This is a genomic window from Oryzihumus sp., from assembly GCF_036391795.1.
Classification (GTDB): domain Bacteria; phylum Actinomycetota; class Actinomycetes; order Actinomycetales; family Dermatophilaceae; genus Oryzihumus.
In genome coordinates, this window is sequence record NZ_DASVZH010000131.1 from 1 (window position 1) to 22,307 (window position 22,307).

The window sequence follows — 22,307 nt, forward strand, 5'->3', positions numbered from 1 at the left end:
CCAGGCCGGCGGGTCAGCCGGACGGCTCCGTCAGCGGAGCCGTGGACCAGGCGTGCCGACGGGCCAGCGCGGGCGGCTCAGGGACGGGGTCGGTCAGCCAGACCGGCGGTTCGGGCGACGGTCACTCGACGTGGCGGTCGGCCCGACGCTCCGCGCGGGTCTCCTCCGGCAGGACCGTCGTCTGGCCGGTGGTGTCGACGGGCCCGGCCGTCTCGTAGTGGGCCGGGCGCAGCGGGGTGGTTGCCGCGGTGTCGGCGGCCCGCTCTCGGGCGGCCTCCTCCTCGGCGGCAGCGGCGGCCTGCTCCTTGCGGAGCTGGCGCAGCTCGATCCGGCGGGCGGCCTTGCGGCGCACGCTGGAGACCACCAGCCACAGACCCAGCACCAGGAGCAGCAACGCGGCCGCGCCGGCGAGGAACATCGCCAGCGGCGTCACCGAGACGTCGACACCGGCAGCGCTGAGGTGGACGCTCGTCGAGCTGGAGCCGACGGCCGCCGCGGCGAACGCCACGGCGCCGAGGGCGACGACGATGAGAATCAGGCCGAGCAGGATCATGGGTGGGCCTCCAAGGTCAGGATCCGGGATCCGTGGCAGTGACCCTAGCCCCCTCCGGCCCCGCGGTCCCCTCGACGGCCAGCACGACTTCGAGCAGGGCGACCGCCCGGGCCTTGTCCAGGGGTTCGTTCCCGTTGCCGCACTTGGGTGACTGCACGCACGAGGGGCACCCGTTGGCGCACTCACAGGCGGCGATCGCGTCGCGCGTCGCCGACAGCCACGTGCGCACCGCCTGGAAGCCGCGCTCGGCGAAGCCCGCCCCGCCCGGGTGCCCGTCGTAGACCATGATCGTCGGCAGGCCGGTGTCCGGGTGCAGCGCGGTCGAGACCCCGCCGATGTCCCACCGGTCCGACGTCGCGACCAGGGGCAGCATCCCGATGGCGGCGTGCTCGGCGGCGTGGGCCGCGCCGGGGATGTCCACCGGCTCGATGCCCGCCGCTGCGAGCAGCTCCTCGGGCATCGTCCACCACACCGCCTTGGTGCGCAGGGTCCGCTCCGGCAGCTCTAGGGGGTGCTCCCCGAGGACCTCACCGGAGGGCAGCCGGCGCAGGAACGCCGTCACCTGGGTGCGCACCTCGACCGACCCGAAGTGGACCTGCACGTCGCCCCAGTCGGCCTGCTGCTCCACCGCGCCGATGTCGAACGTGCTGACCGAGCGGGCCTGCGTCGACCAGCCGGGGTCGCCCTCGACCACGAGTGCCACCGACTCGGCCAGGTCCAGGTCTGTCACCACGAAGGTCCGGCCCTGGTGCACGTAGACCGCCCCGGTGTGGACGCTGGAGTGCGCCGCCGTGCCGTCGACGGTGCCCAGCACCCGCCCGCTGTCCCGCTCCACGATCCGCACCACCGGCTCGCCGGTGCCGCGCAGGCTGACGTGGTCGGCGGCCCGGTCCGAGCGGGCCCAGAACCACCCGGTCGGCCGCCGGCGCAGCACCCCCCGGGCGACGAGCGTGTCGACCAGGGGACGCATCCCCGCGCCGAACACCTCGGCATCGGCGTCGGTCAGGGGCAGCTCGGCCGCGGCGGCGGCCAGGTGGGGGGCGAGCACGTAGGGGTTGTCCGGGTCGAGCACCGCCGCCTCGACCGGCCGTTCGAACAATGCCTCCGGGTGGTGCACCAGGTAGGTGTCGAGCGGATCGTCCCCGGCCACCATCACCGCCAGCGAGCAGGACCCGGACCGTCCGGCTCGTCCAGCCTGCTGCCACAGGGAGGCCCGGGTGCCCGGCCAGCCGGCCAGCAGCACCACGTCGAGGCCGCTGACGTCGATGCCCAGCTCGAGGGCGTTGGTGGCCGCCAGCCCCAGCAGCCCACCGCCGCGCAGCGAGCGCTCCAGCTCGCGGCGCTCCTCGGGCAGATAGCCCCCGCGGTATGCCGCCACCGCCCCTTCCAGCCGCGGGTCCACCTCCGCCAGCGACCGCCGGGCGCTGGCGGACACGGTCTCCACCCCGACCCGGGACCGGGCGAACGCCACCGTCTGCACGCCCGCGCTGACCAGGTCGGCCAGCAGGTCGGCGGTCTCGGCGACGGCGCTGCGCCGGTGCGGCGCCTCGTGCTCCCCGCCACCGGGCACGAGCCCGGGCTCCCAGAGCCCGAAGGTCATCGACTCCCGCGGTGAGCCGTCCTGCACAACCGGGCGCACCGGCATACCGATGAGGCGGGCGGCCTGGCCAGCCGGGTCGGCGACCGTCGCGGAGGCGAGGACGAACGTCGGGGACGCGCCGTAGCGGGCGCAGACCCGCCGCAGCCGCCGCAGCAGGGCGGCCAGGTGTGAGCCGAACACGCCGCGGTAGACGTGGCACTCGTCGATGACGACGTAGCGCAGCGCCCGCAGGAACGGCGCCCACCGCTGGTGCCCGGGAAGCAGCGAGTGGTGCACCAGGTCGGGGTTGGTCAGGACGTACTGCGCGTGGTCGCGGATCCAGCGCCGCTCCTCCGGCGGCGTGTCGCCGTCGTAGGTCGCCGCGCGCACCCCCGGCACGGCCAGCGCCTGCAACCGGGCCAGCTGGTCGGCCGCCAGGGCCTTGGTGGGGGACAGGTAGAGCGCCGTCGCGCCCCGGCCGGTCGCCGCGGTCGCGCCGTCGACGACGTCGGAGAGCACCGGCAGGAGGTAGCCCAGGCTCTTGCCCGAGGCGGTGCCGGTCGAGATGACGACGTGCTGCCCGGCGTGCGCGGCGTCCGCCGCCTCCCGCTGGTGCGCCCACAGGGAGGTGATGCCGGAGGAGGCGAACGCCGACCACACCGGCGGGGCGACCCACTCCGGCCACGGGGCGAGCTGCTCGCGGCGCGCCGGCACGGTGTGGACGTGGACCAGCCGCTCGCGCCGCCGGCCCCCGGCGAGCTGCTCGAGGGTGGCCACGGGGTCGAATCGCGCATCGGCCACAGGGGGGAGGACGTGCTCGGACATCGCCACTACGGTATGACGCGTGGCGGACACCCGACGTCACCGCAGCCCCACCGCCTGGCCAACTTGCTGTCGAAGGGCCGCCACGGCGCTAGTCTTGGCGCACTTGTGAGCCGCAGAATCATGTGGTCACCACTGCGCAGTGAGGAGCACGCTCGTGGACCTGTCGATCTCCAGTGCAGAACGCGGGGGCGTGACCGTGGTGCATGTGGGCGGCGAGATCGACGTCTACACCGCACCGACGCTGCGTGAGCGCCTTGACGAGCAGATCAAGGCCGGTCACACCCACCTGGTCGTCGACCTCAGTGGCGTGACCTTCATGGACAGCACCGGTCTCGGTGTTCTCGTCGGCCGGCTGAAGTCGGTGCGGGCCCAGGACGGCTCGCTGCGGCTGGTCTGCTCGGCCGAGCGGATCCTCAAGGTGTTCGCGATCACCGGGCTGGACAAGGTGTTCCAGATCTTCGGGTCGGTCGACGACGCCGTCGGCGCGCACGCCTGACCCCGGCCCGCACCGCACCTCCGGCGCCACACCTCCTTCACCGCACCGTCACCGCCCCACGCCGCGTGGACCTTGGTCCCCACGTCGGGCGGCACTCGCGCATACCCTGACCGGACACGTGACGCCGGTCACAGCCTTTCAGGTGGGCTGTGATGTGGGTCACGGGTACGCTCCACCGCGTCAGCCCCCGTGCTCAGGTGGGCTGACGTCGTTTGCAGGCGAGTTCCGCTGTTCCCTGACAAGGAGGATGGAATGCCCGGCCTCAACCGAGCCGCCGACGCGACAACGCTGTCGCTCTCCGGCACGAACCTCACCCTCGTGATCGTCGTCGCCGCCGTTGCGGTCGTGGCGCTGGTCATGGGTGTGTTCTTCCGGCAGCAGGTGCTCGCCGCCGATCCCGGCACCGAGAACATGCAGACCATCGGCGGCGCCGTGGAGGAGGGCGCCCAGGCCTACCTGGCCCGGCAGTTCAAGACCCTCTCCGCCTTCGTGGTCATCGTCTTCGTCCTGCTGCTGGCCCTGCCGGCCGACTCCGCCGGGGTTCGATGGGGCCGTTCGGGCTTCTTCGTCCTCGGCGCCGTCTTCTCGGCGGCCATCGGCTACCTGGGCATGAGCCTGGCGGTCAAGGCCAACGTCCGCGTCGCCTCGGCGGCCCGCGACGGCCACCGTGACGAGGGCATGCGGATCGCCTTCCGCACCGGCGGTGTCGTCGGCATGGCCACCGTCGGGCTGGGCCTGCTCGGCGCGTCCACGGTCGTCTTCTTCTACAAGGGCGACGCCCCCAGGGTGCTCGAGGGCTTCGGCTTCGGCGCCGCGCTGCTCGCGATGTTCATGCGTGTCGGCGGCGGCATCTTCACCAAGGCCGCCGACGTCGGCGCCGACCTGGTCGGCAAGGTCGAGGCGGGCATCCCCGAGGACGACCCGCGCAACGCGGCCACGATCGCCGACAACGTGGGCGACAACGTCGGCGACTGCGCCGGCATGGCGGCCGACCTGTTCGAGTCGTATGCCGTGACGCTGGTCGCCGCGCTCATCCTCGGCAAGGCCGCCTTCGGCGCCCACGGCCTGGTCTTCCCGCTGATCGTCCCGGCGATCGGCGCGCTCACCGCGGTGCTCGGCGTCTTCATCACCCGGACCCGCGCGGGCGAGAGCGGCCTGGTCGCGATCAACCGGGGCTTCTACATCTCCGCGTTCGTCTCGGCCGTGCTCTCGGCGGTGGCCGCGTTCCTCTACCTGCCCTCCTCCTTCTCCGGGCTGGCCGGCGTGCCGCAGGAGGTCACCCAGATCAACGGCGACCCGCGACTGGTCGCCACGCTGGCGGTCTGGCTGGGCATCGCCCTGGCCGCGATCATCCTGTGGCTCACCGGCTACTTCACCGGCACCGACAAGCGACCCACCCGCGACGTGGCCCGCACCTCCCTCACCGGCGCCGCCACAGTCGTCCTGGCCGGCATCGGCGTCGGCTTCGAGTCGGCCGTCTACACCGCCGTCATCATCGGGTCCGCGATGTACTGCGCGTTCCTGCTCGGAGCCGGCTCGGTCGTCCTGTCGCTGTTCCTGATCGCCGTCGCCGGCACCGGGCTGCTGACCACGGTCGGCGTCATCGTGGCCATGGACACCTTCGGCCCGGTCAGCGACAACGCCCAGGGCATCGCCGAGATGTCCGGTGACGTCGACGGTGAGGGCGCGCAGATCCTCACCGAGCTCGACGCGGTCGGCAACACCACCAAGGCGATCACCAAGGGCATCGCTATCGCCACCGCGGTGCTGGCCGCGACGGCCCTGTTCGGCAGCTACTCCGACGCGGCCAAGACCGCGATCCTCACCGCGGCCCAGACGCTCAAGGTGGAGCCGTCCGTCTCGACCAAGGTCTCGCTGCTGGACTACCAGGTGATCACCCCGTCCAACCTGTTCGGGCTGATCCTCGGCGCCTCCGTGGTGTTCATGTTCTCCGGGCTGGCGATCAACGCGGTGACCCGCGCCGCCGGGGCCATCGTCTTCGAGGTGCGCCGCCAGTTCCGCGAGCACCCCGGGATCATGGCCGGCACCGAGAAGCCGGAGTACGGCCGCGTGGTCGACATCTGCACCAAGGACTCGCTGCGCGAGCTGGCCACCCCCGGCCTGCTCGCCGCGATGGCCCCGGTGGCGGTCGGCTTCGGCCTGGGCATCGGCCCGCTCGCGGGCTACCTCGCCGGGGCCATCGGCGCCGGCGTGCTCATGGCCGTGTTCCTCGCCAACTCCGGGGGCTCGTGGGACAACGCCAAGAAGATCGTCGAGGACGGCAACTACGGCGGCAAGGGCAGCGACGCCCACGCCGCCACCGTCATCGGCGACACCGTCGGTGACCCGTTCAAGGACACCGCCGGCCCCGCGATCAACCCGCTGATCAAGGTCATGAACCTCGTCTCGGTGCTCATCGCCCCGGCCATCGTCCAGCTGACGATCGGCTCCGGCGCCAACTCCGTGCTGCGCTACGGCATCGCCGTGGTGGCGCTGCTCATCGCGGTCGGGGCGATCGCGGTCTCCAAGCGTCGCGACATCGCGATCGGCGACGACAGCAACGACGGCGCCCCCGCCGAGCAGCCCGCCTCCGCGGCGGTCTGAGCCGCCCGGCATACCCGCCGGTATCCGCGGCCGGTCACCTCCCCGAGGTGGCCGGCCGCGGTCGTCTGCTCAGTTCGTGCCGTGTCCCTCGGCGCGGCTCAGCGCCGAGAGGGGCAGCACCACCCACGTCAGTGCGAAGACCACGAGCATCGCGACGGCCACCGCGACGGCCACGCCCCGGCCGACCACGACGTCGAAGATGAGCAGCGTCACCGTGCCGACCGCAAGGCCCAGGAAGGTCAGGCCGATCTTGGCCAGACGGTTGGAGGTCTCCACCAGCACCTGCTTCTTGTGGCGGTGGAACAGCAGCCGGTGGGAGCTGACCGGGGCGACGAGCATCGCGACCGCGAGCGTGGCGAAGAGGACGGCGGTCAGGTAGACGCCCACCTGGACGTGGTCCAGCCGCGTGAAGCGCTGTTGGAACGGCAGGGTCAACAGGAAGCCGGCCAGCACCTGCACCCCGGTCTGGGCCACTCGCAGCTCCTGGAGCAGCTCGTTCCAGTTGCGGTCGGCGCGCTGGGTCGGTGTCTCGCCGGGCCGGGCGTCGTCTGAGGAGCCTGTCATGGCCGGAGCCTGCCACGAGCAGCGTGTGTTTGCGCCCGGGTCGGCGGGGGTAACGATCCCCCGCCGGGGTGCTGTGCCTTGACTGTGCGGCACCCCGGACCAGAACGGGGTTGTCCGACGTGCCCCGGTCTGGCGGGGTTGTGCCCTCTTCCCCATCCGTGTTCTAGTGATCGTGACAGGTCCAGAAGCGGTGCCATGTCTTCACGTTCGGATGGACGGGCGTCACATGACATCGCAAGCCGCGGCACCGCCTCCTGCTGCCGAGGATCCTCCGGCCAGGGACGACGGCCCCACCCGCAACGACCAGACGCTGGAGCTGCTGGAGCAGGCCGCCCGGGCCGGCTGCCCCGAGGAACGCGGTCGCCTGCTCGACGAAGCGTTCCTGCTCAACATCGGCACGGCCGAGAACATCGCCGGGCGCTACCGGGGGCGGGGGGTGGACTGGGAGGACCTGCTCCAGGTCGCCTACGTCGGGCTGGTCAAGGCCGTGCGCGGCTTCCGGCCCACTGAGGGGTCGAGCTTCGCGGCCTACGCCAACCCCACCATCTCCGGGGAGATCAAGCGCCACTTCCGCGACTTCGCGTGGACCGTGCGGCCGCCGCGGCGCATCCAGGAGCTGCAGGGCGCCGTGCACGGGGTGGAGCCCGAGCTGGTCCAGGCCCTCGGGCGTCCGGCCTCCCCCTCCGACCTGGCCCGCGCCCTGGCCGTCGACCTGATCGAGCTGCGCGAGGCCCTCACCGTTGACGGGTGCTTCGCGCCGCTCTCGCTCGACGCCCCCGCGCGCACCGAGACCGGCACCACCCTCGGCGAGCTCGTGCCCGACGAGACCGACGAGTTCGAGCGGATCGACCGGCTGCAGACCCTGGTCCCGGTGATCACGGCGCTGAGGCCGCGGGAGCGGGCGATCCTGGTCATGCGGTTCGTCCGCGGCTGCACCCAGGCCGAGATCGGCGCCGAGCTCGGGGTCAGCCAGATGCAGGTCTCACGGCTGCTGCGTGACCTGCTCGAGCGGCTGCGCGAGGCGCTCGCGTCCCCGGACGCGAACGACCAGGACGCCCTGCTTATCGACTGAAACCGGGACGCTTCGGGCACATTTGCCCTGCGTCTTGAGCGGGGGACACCGGCTGGTGCATGGTGTCGTTCCAAGGTCAGCAGTCCCTGACCGCCCCCCTTTGCCCCATCCCATTCAGGAGGTCGACGTGGACCCGTCGTTCGCGGCGGACTTCGCCGAGATGGCCCGGCACATGCACCAGGGCGACGACGTCGGACAGACCGTCGAGACGGTTGCCCAGTTCGCCAAGGAGGCGCTGGCGTGCGACTGCGCCGGCGTGATGCTCGTGCATGGTGGCAAGCAGGTCGAGTCCGCCGCCACCACGGACCCCCTCGTCATCAAGGCCGACCGGCTGCAGATGGAGTGCGGGCAGGGCCCGTGCCTGGAGTCGATCTGGGACCACGAGACGTTCGTCATCCACGACACCGAGACCGAGACGCGCTGGGCGGACTGGTGCCGCCAGGTGTCCGGCCTGGGCGTGCGCAGCGTGCTCAGCCTGCGGCTGTTCACCCATCACAACACCCTGGGTGCGCTCAACCTGTATGCCGTGGAGCCGGGGCGGTTCGACGACGAGGACATCGCCGTGGCCACGATCTTCGCCGGGCACGCGTCGGTGGCGCTGGCGTCGGCACGCAACGAGTCGAGCCTGCGCAAGGCCATCGATGCCCGGCACCTGATCGGGCAGGCGCAGGGCATCCTCATGGAGCGGTTCAACCTCAACGCCGACCAGGCGTTCGCCATCCTGCGGCGCTACTCCCAGGACAAGAACATGAAGCTGCGGGCCGTGGCCGAGCACATGGTCGAGTCCCGCCAGCTGCCCGCCTGAGGTCGACCGGCCCCCGCCGGCACCCCCGTGCGGCGGGTCTGCGTGCGCGCGGGCGCCGGTCGGGGTACCACTCGGGCATGCGCCTGCGCCGTAGCAAGCCCGACGGGCCCGGCATCCGCCGCCTGCGTCGGGGCCGGGGGTTCTCCTACGTCGACGCCTCCGGGCAGGCGGTGGACCCGCAGACCCGCGAACGGATCTCCTCGCTGGCGATCCCGCCGGCCTGGCAGGACGTGTGGATCAGCCCCTGGCCGCACGGACACATCCAGGCCGTCGGCACCGACGATGCCGGCCGGCGGCAGTACCTCTACCACGAGGCCTGGCACGAGAGCCGCAACGAGGCCAAGCACCTGCGCGTGCTGACCCTCGCGCGCAGCATCCACACGGTGCGTGAGGCGGTCGAGACCGATCTCACGGCCCGGGCGTTGGGGCGCGACCGGGTGCTCGGGGTGGCGCTGCGGATGCTCGACTACGGCGTGTTCCGCACCGGCGGGGAGGCCTACGCCCTGGAGCACGGCACCCACGGCGTGGCCACGCTGCTGCGCGAGCACGTGTGCCTGCGTCGTGGCGAGGTCGTGTTCGAGTACACCGCCAAGGGCGGCCTTCAGCGGTCGGTCAGCCTGCGCGACGACAAGCTGGCGGCGGCCATCCGGGCGTTGCGGCGGGCGCGCTGTGACAGCGACCGGCTGCTGGTCTACCGCGACGGTCGCGAGTGGCGCGAGGTGCGCGCCGACGACGTCAACGCACGGTTCAAGGAGCTGGCCGGCAAGGACTACACCGTCAAGGACCTGCGCACGTGGCGGGCGACGGTCGTGGCCGCGGTCGCCCTGGCCCAGGCCGGTCCGGTGGACACCAAGGCGGCGCGCGCCCGTGCCGAGCGGGCCGCGATGGAGCTCGTCGCCGAGGAGCTCGGCAACACCCCAGCGGTGGCGCGCCGCTCCTACGTCGACCCGCGCGTGGTGGAGCACTTCGGCGCCGGCCGCACGATCGCCGCGGCCCTCCAGCGGCTGGGCGGCGACGACCTGATGGTGCCCGAGGTGCGTCGGGGGGTGGAGCGCGCGGTGGTGCGGCTGTTGGCCAGCCAGCCGCGCGGCTGACCCGCGGAGCCCTGCGGTTTGTCCCGCAGGGGGCCGGGTAAGACAGTCGTGGGCGAGGGCCGCCCGCGTTTCCTTCCACCGCCACGGAGGTCCCATGTCGACTGACGCGATCGTGCTGCTCAAGGACGACCACAAGGAAGTGCGCCAGCTGTTCCGCGAGTTCGAGGAGGCGGGGGAGAACGCCACCGTGCGCAAGGGGCAGATCGTCAGGAAGATCATCGAGCTGCTCACCGTGCACACCTACATCGAGAACGAGGTCATGTATCCCGAGGTCCGTGCGTTGCTGCCGGACGTCGAGGACGACGTGCTCGAGTCCTACGAGGAGCACCACGTGGCCGACGTGCTGTGCATGGAGCTGTGGTCCATGGAGCCCGACGACGAGCGGTTCGACGCCAAGACGACCGTCCTCATCGAGTCGGTGCGCCACCACATGGACGAGGAGGAGCAGGAGTGGTTCCCCACGGTGCGTGAGGGGCTCGGTCGCAACCAGCTCCAGGAGATCGGGGCGAAGATGCTGGAGCTGAAGAAGACGGCTCCCCGCAAGCCCTCCCAGCCGAGCGCCCTGAAGAAGGCCATCGACGCCCTCATCTCCTGACCGGGGCGGCGAGCCCGCGTTTGCCCGGCGGTCCCCACCGGGTACGTGCCACCCGGCGGCGGACCGCCCCCTTCCCGCCCGGAAGCGGGGGCGGTCCGTCGTCCCGCCCTAGGCTGGCGCCCATGACCCCCAGCCCGGCCCCGCCCGTCCCGCTGCCCGACCTCGTCCCGTTGCTGCGGGTCGACCTCTCGGCCGCGGACTTCACGGTCGAGGGCATCGCGCAGGCGCTGGGCCCGGTGGCCAACGACGCGCTCGGCCGGGAGCAGCTGCTGCCGGCCGACCTCGCCACCCGGGACGCGGGCACTCCCCTGGCCACCCTGGTGCGCCTGTTCACCCTCGGCCGGCCCGTGCCGGCCGAGGCCGTCTCCGCGGCGCTGCCGACGCTGGGTCTCGAGGGGCTGGAGCGGCTGGGGCTCGTGACCGTGGCGGAGGGCCGGGCCCGGGCCACGTGCGACCTGCACCCGCACGCCGACGAGGCGCACAGCTGGTGGGTGGCCTCGGACCTGTCCGAGATGGCGACCGGCGCCGCACTCGCCCCCGACCACGTGCTGGGCATCGGCGGCGCGTCCACCACGCTGGCGGCCTGGGCCCCGCGTCCGCCGGTCGAACGCGCGCTCGACATGGGCACCGGCTGCGGCGTGCAGGCCCTGCACCTGTCCGGGCACGCCGGCTCGGTCGTCGCGACCGACCTGTCCCGGCGCGCCCTGGACTTCGCCGCGTTCAACGCGGCCGTCAACGGCCTCGAGCTCGACCTGCGCTGCGGCAGCCTCTTCGAACCCGTTGCCGGACAACGCTTCCAGCTCATCGTCAGCAACCCGCCGTTCGTCATCACCCCGCGCGGCTCCGACGTCCCGCTGTTCGAGTACCGCGACGGCGGGCTCGCCGGCGACGCCCTCGTCGAGGCCGTGGTGCGCACCATCGGCGAGCACCTCGAGCCCGGCGGCATCGGGCAGTTCCTCGGCAACTGGGAGGTCGCCGAGGGCGCCGACTGGCGCGACCGCGTCCGCGGCTGGCTGGAGGGCACGGGCCTGGACGCCTGGGTGATCCAGCGCGACGTGCAGGATCCCGCGCAGTACGCCGAGCTGTGGGCCCGCGACGGCGGCCACGTGCCGGGCACGCTCGAGTACGAGGCCATGTATGCCGCGTGGCTGGCCGACTTCGCGACCCGCGGCGTCGGGTCGGTCGGCTTCGGGGTGGTGACGGTGCAGCGGCCGGCGACGGCGCGCGATACCTGGGTGGAGCTGGGGGAGGAGTCCGGTCCGGTGTCCTCCCCGATGGGTCCGGCGATCCTGGCGGGCGTGCGCGCCCGCACCTGGCTGGCCGAGCACGGCGACGACGGGGTGCTGGCGACGGCGTGGCGCTGCGCCGGGGACGTCACCGAGGAGCGGCACTCGCGGCCCGGTGCGGAGGACCCCAGCGTGATCGTCATCCGGCAGGGCAGCGGACTGCGCCGCGGCGTGCGGGTCGACACCGTCATGGCGGCGTTCGTCAGCGTCTGCGACGGCGACCTCACCGCTGGTCAGGCGCTCGAGGCCATCGCGGCGCTGCTCGAGCGCGACGCGGGGGAGGTGCGCGCCGCCGCGCTGCCGGTCATCCGCGAGCTGGTGGCGGACGGTTTCCTGATCCGCTGACGGGGTTGGTAAGGTTAGTCTTACCTTACTCGCTCGTCAGAGGGTCTCATCATGCTGCCCACCTTCATCATCGGCCTGCGCGAGGGCCTCGAGGCCGCGCTCATCGTCGGCATCGTCGCGGCGTTCCTCGTGCGGCAGGGCCGCCGTGACGCGCTCCGCCACGTGTGGGCGGGGGTGCTGCTCGCGGTGGGGATCTGCCTGGCCGTCGGCGTCGCGCTCGATGCCCTCGAGCAGAGCCTGCCGCAGGCCGGACAGGAGGGTCTGGAGACGGTGATCGGGGTGGTCGCGGTGGCGCTGGTGACCGCGATGATCCTGTGGATGCGCAAGCACTCCCGGACGCTGAAGTCCGGGCTGGAGGAGGCGGCGTCCGTGGCCCTGGCTCGAGGGTCGACGCGCGCGCTCGTGGGCATGGCCTTCCTTGCGGTCTTCCGCGAGGGCTTCGAGACCTCGGTGTTCCTGCTCGCGACGTTCCAGGCCTCGGTCTCACGCACGGCGTCCGTGGTCGGGGCGGTCCTGGGCATCGTCGCCGCCCTCGTCCTGGGCTACGCCCTCTACCGCGGCGGCACCCGGATCAACCTCAAGCGCTTCTTCACCCTGACCTCGATGGTGCTCGTGGTCGTGGCCGCCGGGCTGCTCATGACGGCGGCGCACACCGCGCACGAGGCGGGGTGGCTCGACGCCGGGCAGGCCACGGCCCTGGACCTGCGCTGGCTCGTCCAGCCGGGCACGCCCTGGTCCGCGGTCGTCACCGGGGTGCTCGGCCTCCAGCCGCGCCCGACCGTCATCGAGGTCACGCTCTGGTGCGTCTACGTCGTGGCCCTCAGTGCCGTCGTGCTGTGGCCGCAGCGTCGTCGGCGGCGCCCGGCGGCCCCGGCTTCCCCGGCGCAGCCCCGGCCCGCCGTCAACGCCTGATCTCCACCCGGCCGACCGGTCGGACACTGCGCGCCGCCGGACGCGCGGCCTGACCGCACTCGGTGCTGCCCGGCCCCGACGTCGGAGGTGGCCACGTCATGCCCCCAACCCTGGAAGGACCACCTCGATGAACCCTGTCGTGCTCAAGGCCGCCGTTGGAGCCGCCGCCCTGGCGCTCGTCGCCGGCTGCGGCGCGGGCGGGCAGCGCGCCACGAGCGGCGGCGCAGCCCCCGTGTCGGGCGCGCCCACCGTGGCACTGCACTTCACCGACGACGGCTGCGCCCCGAGCCCCGCGACGGTGCCTGCCGGGCCGGTCAACTTCCACGCGGAGAACCGGGGGGCCAACGCCGTCACGGAGGTGGAGGTGATGAAGGGCGACCGGATCCTCGGGGAGAAGGAGAACCTCACCCCGGGCCTGACCGGGTCGTTCAGCCTGCGCCTCGAGGCCGGTGACCACGTCATCTACTGCCCCAACGCGGCCACCGAGCGGGCGAAGCTCACCGTCACCGCCGGTGCGAACCCGGCAGCGGCCAATGCCGCCTCGGCGCAGCTGTCCGGCGCAGTCGCGACCTACCGCCGCTTCGTCGAGGCGCAGGCCGGGGCACTGGTCCCCGCCACGACGCGGTTCGCGGCCGCGGTGAAGTCCGGCGACCTCGCCGCCGCCAGGTCGGCCTACCCCGTGGCCCGCGGCTACTACGAGCGGATCGAGCCCGTGGCGGAGTCCTTCGGCGACCTCGACCCCGAGATCGACGCCCGGGTGAACGACCTGCCCCAGGGTGCGCAGTGGACCGGGTTCCACCGGATCGAGAAGGCCCTCTGGGTGGACGGGACGACCACGGGCATGGCCCCCGTCGCGGACAAGCTGGTCAGCGACGTCACCAGGCTGCAGGCGCTGGTGAAGACCGTGGACCTGCAGGGGGCGCAGGTCGCCAACGGTGCCGTGGAGCTGCTCGGCGAGGTCGCCAACAGCAAGATCACCGGCGAGGAGGACCGCTACTCCCACACCGACCTGTACGACTTCGCGGCCAACGTCGACGGCGTCGAGGCCGCCGTCACCGCGCTGACGCCGGCCATGAAGAAGGTCGACCCGGCCCTGCAGTCCTCGGTGGCAACGCGGTTCGCAGCGGTCAAGTCCTCCCTCGACCAGTTCCGCCAGGGAGCCGGCTTCGTCGCCTACACCCCCGAGAACGTCCCTGCGGCCAAGCGGCGGGAGCTGACGGCCACGGTCAACGCGCTGGCCGAGACGCTGAGCAAGGTCGCGCCGGCGCTCACCTGAGCGACCGCAGCGGGAGGACAGACATGAGCAAGGAGACGTTGATGAGCCGAGCCGGTATGTCGCGCCGCGGCTTCCTGGGTGGTGTCGGGCTCGGGGGTGCCGGGATTGCCGCGGGAGCCTTCGGGGCCCAGCAGTGGACGGCGCACGCCGACCCGGGACGCGGGCCCGCTGCCGGGGACCGCGTCGACTTCCACGGCTCCCGCCAGGCGGGCATCGCCACCCCGGCCCAGGACCGCCTCGCCTTCGCCGGCTTCGACGTCGTGACGTCCTCGCGCCAGGAGCTGCGGGACCTGCTGGTCGAGTGGACCGCGGCCGCCGCGGCGATGACCCGTGGGGCGATGGTGCCCGGTGGGTCGGCGCGGCCGGACGCCCCGCCGGCCGACACCGGTGAGGCGCTGGGCCTGCCGGCGAGCCGGCTCACGGTCACCGCCGGCTTCGGGCCCTCCCTGTTCGACGGGCGTTTCGGCCTGGCCGACCGGCGACCCGCGGCGCTGACCCGGCTGCCGGCACTGCCCGGAGAGGAGCTCGACCTGGACCGCAGTGACGGCGACCTGTGCATCCAGGCCTGCGCCCAGGACCCGCAGGTGGCCTTTCACGTCATCCGCAACCTCGCCCGCATCGGCAGCGGTGCGGTCCGGACGCGCTGGTCGCAGCTCGGCTTCGGCCGCACCTCCTCCACGAGCAGCAGCCAGTCGACGCCGCGCAACCTCATGGGCTTCAAGGACGGCACGCGCAACGTGCTCGGTGACGACGAGCGCCGGATGGCCGACCACGTCTGGGTGCCGCAGGGTTCGGACCAGGCATGGATGACCGGCGGGACCTACCTCGTGGCCCGGCGCATCCGCATGCACGTCGAGGCCTGGGACCGCGCGACGCTCACCGATCAGGAGGACACCTTCGGCCGCACCAAGGTCGAGGGGGCGCCGCTGACCGGGACCCGCGAGCAGGACGTCCCGGACTACCGCGCGAAGCGCCCCGACGGCGAGGCGGCGATCCCGCTGAACGCCCACATCCGGCTGGCCGCGCCGGAGAACAACGGGGGCCGGGCCATCCTGCGCCGGGGCTACTCGTTCACCGACGGCATCGACCCCAGCTCCGGGGAGCTCGACGCCGGGCTGTTCTTCATCGCGTTCATGCGCTCGCCGCAGGTGTTCATCGACCTGCAGAACGTGCTGGGCTCCCGGGACGCGCTGAACGAGTACATCCAGCACACCGGCTCGGGCCTGTTCGCCTGCCCGCCCGGCGTGCGCGACGCCGGCGACCACTGGGGGCGGGCGCTGTTCGCGCCGGCCTGACCCGGCAGCGGTCCGCCCGTGCCGTGAGCGACCCGGGATCTGCCCGGCGCCCCCGGAGTCGTGTGGCCGACACGCGGTGCGGCCGAGGGGCCGGGAGCGCAGATACGGGGTTGGTGGGCGAAGCCGGGGCCCGGCGCACGGGCTCGGCGGAAGTGCGAGTCGAGCGCGCCTGCCCGCCCGGCGTGCGCTACGCGGGCGACCACTGGGGGCGGGCACTGTTCGAGTCGGCCTGACCCGGCAGCGTCCGGCCGGCGCGCCCCTCAGCGCTCGTGCGGGAGCACGGCCTCCGGTGCGGCCAGGGCGTCGCGCCAGACCAGCCACTTGCGCTGCACCTCGGCGTCGAGGTCGATGCCGTGGTGCCGGGCCAGGAGCAGGGTCTGGCACAGCACGTCGGCGACCTCGGAGCGGAAGGCCTGGTCGAGCTCGTCCGGTGTCAGGCCCTTCGTGCGTGCCTGGCCATCACGCATCAGCTGGGCCTGGGTGAGCTCGCCGACCTCCTCCTGCAGCTTGAGCAGAAACCACGTGTCGTCCCGGTCGATGCCGAACCGCTGCGCGTAGACGTGGGAGATCTGCTCGACCTGGTCGGTCAGCGCGTCGAGGTCCATGGCGGGCCACTGTGCCACGGCGCTCGCCACCCCGTGGCCGCTGGTTCAGTTGAGCTGCCAGGAGCGCTTGGACAGGCCGTACCAGAACCCCTCGATGACCGAGCGGTTGTCGGGCGTGCCGGCCTCGAACGCCGCGCCCAACGACACGAACAGCGGCGCGAAGTGCTCGGTGCGCGGGTGGGCGCGCCGGGCGGCCGGGGCCTTGTGCAGGAAGTCCATCAGCGCGTCGACGTCGCCGGTGGCCATCACCTCGCGGGCCCAGGCGTCGAACTCGGTCGACCACGACGGCGCGGGGGAGTCGGAGGGCAGCCGCGGGTTGAACTCGGACAGGTTGTGGGTGGTGAAGCCCGACCCGACGATCAGCGTGCCCGAGTCGCGCAGCGGCTTGAGCTTGCGCCCGATCTCGAAGAGCTTCTGCGGGTCCAGCGTCGGCATCGACATCTGCAGCACCGGGATGTCCGCCTCGGGGTACATCTCCACGAGCGGCACGTAGGCGCCGTGGTCCAGCCCGCGCCGGGTGTCCTGGTGCACCGGCGTGGCGGGGGAGTGCAGCAGCTTCGTGACGTCGGCGGCGAGCTCCGGGGCGCCCGGCGCGTCATACGTCACCTCGTAGTAGCGCTGGGGGAAACCCCAGAAGTCATAGACGAGAGGCACTCTCGTCGTCGCGGACAGCGCGAGCGGGGCCTCCTCCCAGTGCGCCGAGACCATGAGGACGTTGGTGGGCCGCGGCATCCCGGCCGACCACCCGGCGAGCTCGCGCGTCCAGGTGGTGTCGTCGGCCAGCGGTGGCGCTCCGTGGCTGAGGTAGAGCACCGGCATACGGCTGTCAGGGGTGGTCTCGGTCACGGCACCAGCATACGCCGACCAAAGTTTAATGTTCAACTAACTGGTGGTTTCAGGCACGCGCGGTGGTCCACGCAGGTCAGGACCCAAGTCCCCTTTCGGCCCTGCTTGGTACGTGGTGCCCGATTTCATGCCTTACCGTCTGAGACGCATGGCCCCGTCCGAGCAGCGACGAATCCGCTGCACGTGGCCGTGTGGAACGGAAGTGGGGTACCCATGAGCACCAGCACAGGCCGCCGCCTGGTCATCGTCGAGTCGCCTGCCAAGGCCAAGACGATCGCCGGCTACCTGGGCAAGGACTACGACGTCGAGGCCTCGGTCGGGCACATCCGCGACCTGCCCAACCCCAGCGAGCTCCCGGCGGAGATGAAGAAGGGCCCCTACGGCAAGTTCGCCGTCGACGTCGACAACGGCTTCGAGGCCTACTACGTGGTCGACCCCGACAAGAAGAAGAAGGTCGCCGAGCTCAAGCGCCTGCTCAAGGACGCCGACGAGCTCCTGCTGGCCACTGATGAGGATCGCGAGGGCGAGGCCAGCGCCTGGCACCTGCTCGAGGTGCTCAAGCCCAAGGTCCCGGTCAGGCGCATGGTGTTCCACGAGATCACCAAGGAGGCGATCCAGCGCGCTGCCACCGAGACCCGCGACCTGGACACCCGCCTCGTCGACGCCCAGGAGACCCGGCGCATCCTCGACCGGCTCTACGGCTACGAGGTGTCCCCGGTGTTGTGGCGCAAGGTCCGCCAGGGCCTGTCCGCCGGCCGCGTGCAGTCCGTCGCGACGCGCATGGTGGTCGAGCGTGAGCGCGAGCGCATGGCCTTCCGCAAGGCGTCCTACTGGGACGTCGAGGGCGACTTCGCCCCGACCGGTTCCGCCGGCCAGGCCTTTGCAGCCCGGCTCTCCGCCGTGGGCAGCAAGCGCGTGGCGACCGGGCGCGACTTCGACGACGCCGGCCAGCTCAAGGGCGGCAACGTCGTCCACCTCGACGAGGCCACCGCGCACGCCATCGCCGAGGGCGTGCGCGCCGCTGCCGTCAGCGTCACCGACGTGCAGGAGAAGCCCTACACCCGCCGGCCGTCCGCGCCGTTCACCACCTCGACGCTGCAGCAGGAGGCCAGCCGCAAGCTGCGCCTGTCCAGCAAGAACGCCATGCGCGTGGCCCAGCGGCTCTACGAGAACGGTTACATCACCTACATGCGTACGGACAGCACGACGCTGTCCGAGGCCGCCCTGACCGCGGCGCGCAGCCAGGCCCGCGACCTGTATGGCGCGGAGTACGTCCCGGACTCGCCGCGCCGCTACGAGAAGAAGGTCAAGAACGCCCAGGAGGCGCACGAGGCGATCCGCCCGGCGGGTGACCGCTTCCGCACCCCAGCCCAGGTCGCCGGCGAGCTGCGCGGTGAGGAGTTCGCGCTCTATGAGCTCATCTGGAAGCGCACCGTCGCCTCGCAGATGGCCGACGCCCGCGGCTCCACCGCCACCGTCAAGCTCGGCGCCACCCTGGCCGACGGCCGCCGCGTCGAGTTCTCCGCCAGCGGCACCGTCATCACCTTCCGCGGCTTCCTCGCCGCCTACGAGGAGGGGCGCGACGACGAGGCCGCGGCCAGGGCCGAGCGCGCCGACGAGGAGCGCCGCCTGCCCAAGCTCAGCACCGGTGTCGCGCTCGAGGTGCTGCGGGCGGAGGCCGACGGCCACGAGACCAGCCCGCCCGCGCGATACACCGAGGCCACCCTCGTGAAGGCCATGGAGGAGAAGGGGATCGGGCGTCCATCGACCTACGCGGCGACGGTCGGCACGATCCAGGACCGCGGCTACGTGCGCACCCGCGGCTCGGCGCTGATCCCGACGTGGCTGGCGTTCGCGGTGACCCGGCTGCTGGAGGAGCACTTCCCCAAGCTGGTCGACTACGACTTCACCGCGGCCATGGAGGAGGACCTCGACCGCATCGCCAACGGCGACGAGGGCCGCGTGGCCTGGCTCAAGCGGTTCTACTTCGGCGACGAGGCGACCAGCATCGAGGGGCTGCGCGCCCTCGTGGACGACCTCGGTGAGATCGACGCCCGGGGCATCTCCACCATCGAGATCGGCGACGGCATCGTCGTGCGCGTGGGCCGCTACGGTCCCTACGTCGAGGAGACCGTGCCGGCCGGCGTCGACGCCGCGACCGGTGAGGTGTCCGACGGCGCGAGCGGGGAGTCCCGCCGGGCCACCATCAACGACGACGTCGCCCCCGACGAGATGACCCCGGAGAAGGCCCGCGAGCTGCTCGAGGCCGCCGCCGACGACGGCCGGGTGCTCGGCCAGGACCCCGAGACCGGACGCGACATCGTGGCCAAGGCGGGCCGCTACGGCCCATACGTCACCGAGGTGCTGCCGGAGGACCTGGCGAACCTCAAGGGCAAGAGCAAGATCAAGCCCCGCACCGCCAGCCTGTTCAAGGACATGGACCTGGCGAGCCTCGACCTCGAGACCGCGCTGAAGCTGCTCAGCCTGCCCCGGGTCGTCGGCAAGGACCCCGAGTCCGGCGAGGAGATCACCGCCCAGAACGGCCGCTACGGGCCCTACCTGAAGAAGGGCACCGACTCGCGATCGTTGGAGGCCGAGGCCCAGCTCTTCACCATCACCGAGGAGGAGGCGCTGGCGATCTACGCCCAGCCCAAGCAGCGCGGGCGCGCCGCCGCCGCGCCGCTGAAGGAGCTCGGTGACGACCCGGTGAGCGGCAGGCCGATGCTGGTCAAGGACGGCCGGTTCGGTCCCTACGTCACCGACGGCGAGACCAACGCGACGCTGCGCAAGGACGACGACCCCGACTCGATCACGCCCGAACGTGGCGCCGAGCTGCTCGCCGAGAAGCGCGCCAAGGGCCCGTCCACCCGCAAGCGGGCGGCCAAGAAGACCGCGGCGAAGAAGACCACGGCCAAGAAGACGACCGCGCGCAAGACCACCGCAAAGAAGGCCGCGGCCAAGAAGGCCTGACCTGCCGCTATCCCGTGTCGTCGCCTCCGCCGCCCCTCGCACCACCGGGGCGGCGGAGGTGTGTCGGCGCCCCGCCCTAACCTCGACGCCACATCGCACACTTGTTCGAACATCGGAGGGATGATGGAGCTCGAGGGGGCGCGCCGGATGGCCACGGCGCTGATGGCCGAGCACGGGCTGGCCGGCTGGCGGCTGGTCCTGGACAACGCCAAGACCCGGGCCGGGGTCTGCCGGCCGGCGCGGCGCGAGATCGGGCTGAGCCGGGCGATCACCGCGCTGCACACGGAGGCCGAGGTCCGCGACACCGTGCTGCACGAGATCGCCCACGCGCTGGTCGGGGCCCACCACGGCCACGACGCGGTGTGGCGGGCCAAGGCCCTGGAGATCGGCTCCACCGGCCGGCGGTGCGTCGACACCGCCTCCGCCCGGCCCCCGGCGCCGTGGACCGGCACCTGCCCGGCCGGGCACACCACGACCCGCCACCGTCGCCCGACCCGCGTGGTGACCTGCGGGCAGTGCTCGCGCAGCTTCGACCCGCGCCACGTCATCGCCTGGCGCTTCCACGGCGAGGTCGTGCCGATGCACCCGGCCTATGACCGCGAGCTGGCCCGGCTGCGGCGGCGGGTCGGCGGATCGGAGCAGCAGCCGGTGGCCGCCCGGGGGACCCGCTCGGCACCGGCGGCCGCGGCCGAGCTGGTCGCCCTGCCGGTGGGCACCGTCGTGCGGGTCGGGGGCGGCGGCCGCTATGCCGGGACGACCGGGGTGGTCGAGAAGCGTGGCCGCACCCGCTACCACGTGCGCACGCGGCTGGGCCTGCTCACGGTCCCCTTCGCCATGGCCGAGCCGGTCTGACCCGTCAGCCCGGTCGTGGCCGGGGGGCGGGGCCGCACGGCATACCGGGGAAAGGGTGTTGACCCTCACGTGACGTGAGGGCTCATAGTCGGTGCCATGACCGGGACGACGCGGGTGGGTGAGTCCTTGACCGTGGGCCAGGTGGCCGAGCGGTTCGGGGTGACGGTGCGCACGCTGCACCACTACGACGAGATCGGGTTGCTGTCGCCGGGCGAGCGCTCTGCGGCCGGCTACCGGCTCTACACCCAGGACGACCTCACGTGCCTGCAGCACATCGTGGTCTACCGCCGGCTCGGGTTCGCCCTGGAGGAGGTCGCCCTCCTGCTGGAGCACCCCGAGACGGTGGAGGCCCACCTGCGACGTCAACGCGCAGCGGTCATGTCCCGGCTCGACGAGATGCGCGATCTCGTGACAGCCATCGACCGAGCACTGGAGAGGGAGATGAACCAGCAACCCGCCACCACCGAGGACATGAAGGAGCTCTTCGGGGACGGCTTCTACGAGAGCCAGGCCGAGGCGCAGGAGCGGTGGGGCGACACCGACGCCTGGAAACAGTCACAGCAGCGGACCAAGGGCTACACCAAGGCCGACTGGGAGGAGGTCAAGGCCGAGAGCGACGCGCTGCACGCGGCGTTCACGGCGGCGATGGAGGCCGGGGCCCCGCCGACCAGTGAGGCCGCGATGGACGCCGCCGAGGCGCACCGGCAGCACATCGACCGCCGGTTCTACGCCTGCTCGCCCGAGATGCACCGGGGCCTGGCCGAGCTCTACGTCAGCGACCCGCGTTACACCGCGACCTACGACGAGATCCGTCCCGGCATGGCCCACTACGTCCACGACGCGATGGTCGCCAACGCCGAGAGGGTGACGCGGCAGCAGCAGGGTTAGGCCGTCACGGGGGTGCTCTGGCCTAGGCTCACCGTGTGAGCCAGCCAGAGCACTCCCCACCGGCGGGCCTCGCCGGCGACGTGCGCGGCGTGCTCGCCATCACCTCGTTCCGCCGGCTCTGGGCCACCTTCGCGCTGTCCAGCTTCGGGGACTGGTTGGGCATCCTCGCCACCACCTCCCTGGCCGGCACCCTGGCCACCAGCCCAGCCGCGGAGTACCTCGCGGTCTCCGGGATCTTCATCCTCCGGCTCGCGCCGGCCATCGTCTTCGGGCCGCTGGCCGGGGCGCTGGCCGACCGGTTCAGCCGCCGGACGGTGATGATCGTCGGCGACGGGCTGCGGTTCCTGCTGATCTGCACGATCCCGCTCGTCGGGACCCTGTGGTGGCTCTACGTCGCGACGCTGCTCATCGAGTGCGTCGGCCTGTTCTGGGCGCCCGCCAAGGAGGCGGCGATGCCCAACTTCGTGCCCCGGGACAAGCTGGAGACCGCCAACCAGCTCAGCCTCGTCGCCGACTACGGCACCGCCCCCGTGGCCGCGTTGCTGTTCTCCGGCCTGGCCCTGGTCAACACCCCGCTGCGCGCGGTCATCCCGGGGCTGGACGCCTCGGGGGACTACCTCGCGATCTGGGTCGACGCCCTGACGTTCCTCGTGAGCGCGATCGTCGTGTGGACGATCACCTTCCCGCCGGTGGCCCACGAGGTCAGCGCCCGCGCCGAGACGCTGTGGCGCACCATCGTCGACGGCTGGGAGTTCGTCGTGCGCACCCCGCTGGTGCGCGGGCTCGTTGCAGGGATGCTCGGCGCCTTCGCCGCCGGTGGCCTGGTCATCGGCCTGGCCCAGCGC

19 protein-coding genes are annotated in these 22,307 nt (G+C 72.5%); 14 read left to right on the top strand and 5 right to left on the bottom strand.

Annotation, left to right across the window (positions count from 1 at the left end):
- Nucleotides 1-121: 121 nt before the first annotated feature.
- Together VF825_RS07630 and VF825_RS07635 are read right to left on the bottom strand one after the other, a co-directional pair.
- Nucleotides 122-553, bottom strand: a complete 432-nt coding sequence (locus tag VF825_RS07630) for a hypothetical protein (protein ID WP_331111828.1) — start codon at nt 551-553, stop codon at nt 122-124.
- Between the two features lie 16 nt (nt 554-569).
- Nucleotides 570-2,957: a DEAD/DEAH box helicase gene (locus tag VF825_RS07635; RefSeq protein WP_331111830.1), complete on the bottom strand. Its 2,388-nt coding sequence runs from the start codon at nt 2,955-2,957 to the stop codon at nt 570-572.
- 154 nt (nt 2,958-3,111) lie between these two features.
- On the opposite strand from VF825_RS07635, the gene VF825_RS07640 reads away from it, so the two are divergent.
- The gene (locus tag VF825_RS07640) at nt 3,112-3,453 is read left to right on the top strand and encodes an STAS domain-containing protein (protein WP_141790526.1); all 342 of its coding nucleotides are present in this window, start codon (nt 3,112-3,114) and stop codon (nt 3,451-3,453) included.
- Between the two features lie 252 nt (nt 3,454-3,705).
- On the top strand, nt 3,706-6,057 hold the full coding sequence (locus VF825_RS07645; protein WP_331111832.1) for a sodium-translocating pyrophosphatase: 2,352 nt from the start codon (nt 3,706-3,708) through the stop codon (nt 6,055-6,057).
- A 69-nt stretch (nt 6,058-6,126) separates the two neighbouring features.
- Here VF825_RS07645 and VF825_RS07650 read toward each other — a convergent pair whose 3' ends face one another.
- On the bottom strand, nt 6,127-6,621 hold the full coding sequence (locus VF825_RS07650; RefSeq protein ID WP_331111834.1) for a DUF6328 family protein: 495 nt from the start codon (nt 6,619-6,621) through the stop codon (nt 6,127-6,129).
- 226 nt (nt 6,622-6,847) lie between these two features.
- Here VF825_RS07650 and VF825_RS07655 point away from each other — a divergent pair, with 226 nt between their 5' ends.
- From VF825_RS07655 to efeB, 8 genes are all read left to right on the top strand, one after another.
- Nucleotides 6,848-7,693, top strand: a complete 846-nt coding sequence (locus tag VF825_RS07655) for a sigma-70 family RNA polymerase sigma factor (RefSeq protein ID WP_331111836.1) — start codon at nt 6,848-6,850, stop codon at nt 7,691-7,693.
- A 127-nt stretch (nt 7,694-7,820) separates the two neighbouring features.
- Nucleotides 7,821-8,498 (top strand): GAF and ANTAR domain-containing protein, encoded by a 678-nt coding sequence (locus VF825_RS07660; RefSeq protein WP_331111838.1) that lies wholly within the window; start codon nt 7,821-7,823, stop codon nt 8,496-8,498.
- Between the two features lie 77 nt (nt 8,499-8,575).
- The gene (locus VF825_RS07665) at nt 8,576-9,592 is read left to right on the top strand and encodes a DNA topoisomerase IB (RefSeq protein ID WP_331111839.1); all 1,017 of its coding nucleotides are present in this window, start codon (nt 8,576-8,578) and stop codon (nt 9,590-9,592) included.
- Nucleotides 9,593-9,686: 94 nt separating this feature from the next.
- Entirely contained in the window at nt 9,687-10,187 is a 501-nt protein-coding gene (locus VF825_RS07670) for a hemerythrin domain-containing protein (RefSeq protein ID WP_331111840.1), read from the top strand.
- A 122-nt stretch (nt 10,188-10,309) separates the two neighbouring features.
- The gene (locus VF825_RS07675) at nt 10,310-11,818 is read left to right on the top strand and encodes a class I SAM-dependent methyltransferase (protein WP_331111841.1); all 1,509 of its coding nucleotides are present in this window, start codon (nt 10,310-10,312) and stop codon (nt 11,816-11,818) included.
- A 51-nt stretch (nt 11,819-11,869) separates the two neighbouring features.
- Nucleotides 11,870-12,730: an iron uptake transporter permease EfeU gene (efeU, locus tag VF825_RS07680; RefSeq protein WP_331111843.1), complete on the top strand. Its 861-nt coding sequence runs from the start codon at nt 11,870-11,872 to the stop codon at nt 12,728-12,730.
- Nucleotides 12,731-12,857: 127 nt separating this feature from the next.
- A complete protein-coding gene (efeO, locus tag VF825_RS07685) occupies nt 12,858-14,006 on the top strand; it encodes an iron uptake system protein EfeO (protein WP_331111845.1) in 1,149 nt (382 codons plus the stop codon).
- Between the two features lie 41 nt (nt 14,007-14,047).
- Nucleotides 14,048-15,301, top strand: a complete 1,254-nt coding sequence (gene efeB, locus VF825_RS07690) for an iron uptake transporter deferrochelatase/peroxidase subunit (RefSeq protein WP_331111847.1) — start codon at nt 14,048-14,050, stop codon at nt 15,299-15,301.
- Between the two features lie 260 nt (nt 15,302-15,561).
- Here efeB and VF825_RS07695 read toward each other — a convergent pair whose 3' ends face one another.
- Together VF825_RS07695 and VF825_RS07700 are read right to left on the bottom strand one after the other, a co-directional pair.
- Nucleotides 15,562-15,924 carry a pyrophosphatase gene (locus VF825_RS07695; RefSeq protein ID WP_331111848.1) on the bottom strand — a complete coding sequence of 121 codons (363 nt, stop codon included), beginning with the start codon at nt 15,922-15,924 and terminating at the stop codon, nt 15,562-15,564.
- Nucleotides 15,925-15,951: 27 nt separating this feature from the next.
- Nucleotides 15,952-16,725, bottom strand: coding sequence for a class III extradiol ring-cleavage dioxygenase (locus VF825_RS07700; protein WP_331111858.1), 774 nt, complete (start codon nt 16,723-16,725; stop codon nt 15,952-15,954).
- A 240-nt stretch (nt 16,726-16,965) separates the two neighbouring features.
- Here VF825_RS07700 and topA point away from each other — a divergent pair, with 240 nt between their 5' ends.
- From topA to VF825_RS07720, 4 genes are all read left to right on the top strand, one after another.
- Nucleotides 16,966-19,722, top strand: a complete 2,757-nt coding sequence (gene topA / locus VF825_RS07705) for a type I DNA topoisomerase (RefSeq protein ID WP_331111849.1) — start codon at nt 16,966-16,968, stop codon at nt 19,720-19,722.
- 120 nt (nt 19,723-19,842) lie between these two features.
- The gene (locus VF825_RS07710) at nt 19,843-20,574 is read left to right on the top strand and encodes a SprT-like domain-containing protein (RefSeq protein WP_331111851.1); all 732 of its coding nucleotides are present in this window, start codon (nt 19,843-19,845) and stop codon (nt 20,572-20,574) included.
- A gap of 96 nt (nt 20,575-20,670) precedes the next feature.
- Nucleotides 20,671-21,462, top strand: coding sequence for a MerR family transcriptional regulator (locus tag VF825_RS07715; RefSeq protein ID WP_331111853.1), 792 nt, complete (start codon nt 20,671-20,673; stop codon nt 21,460-21,462).
- Between the two features lie 35 nt (nt 21,463-21,497).
- Nucleotides 21,498-22,307 (top strand): MFS transporter (locus tag VF825_RS07720; protein ID WP_331111855.1); only part of this gene is annotated, 810 nt, incomplete at its 3' end.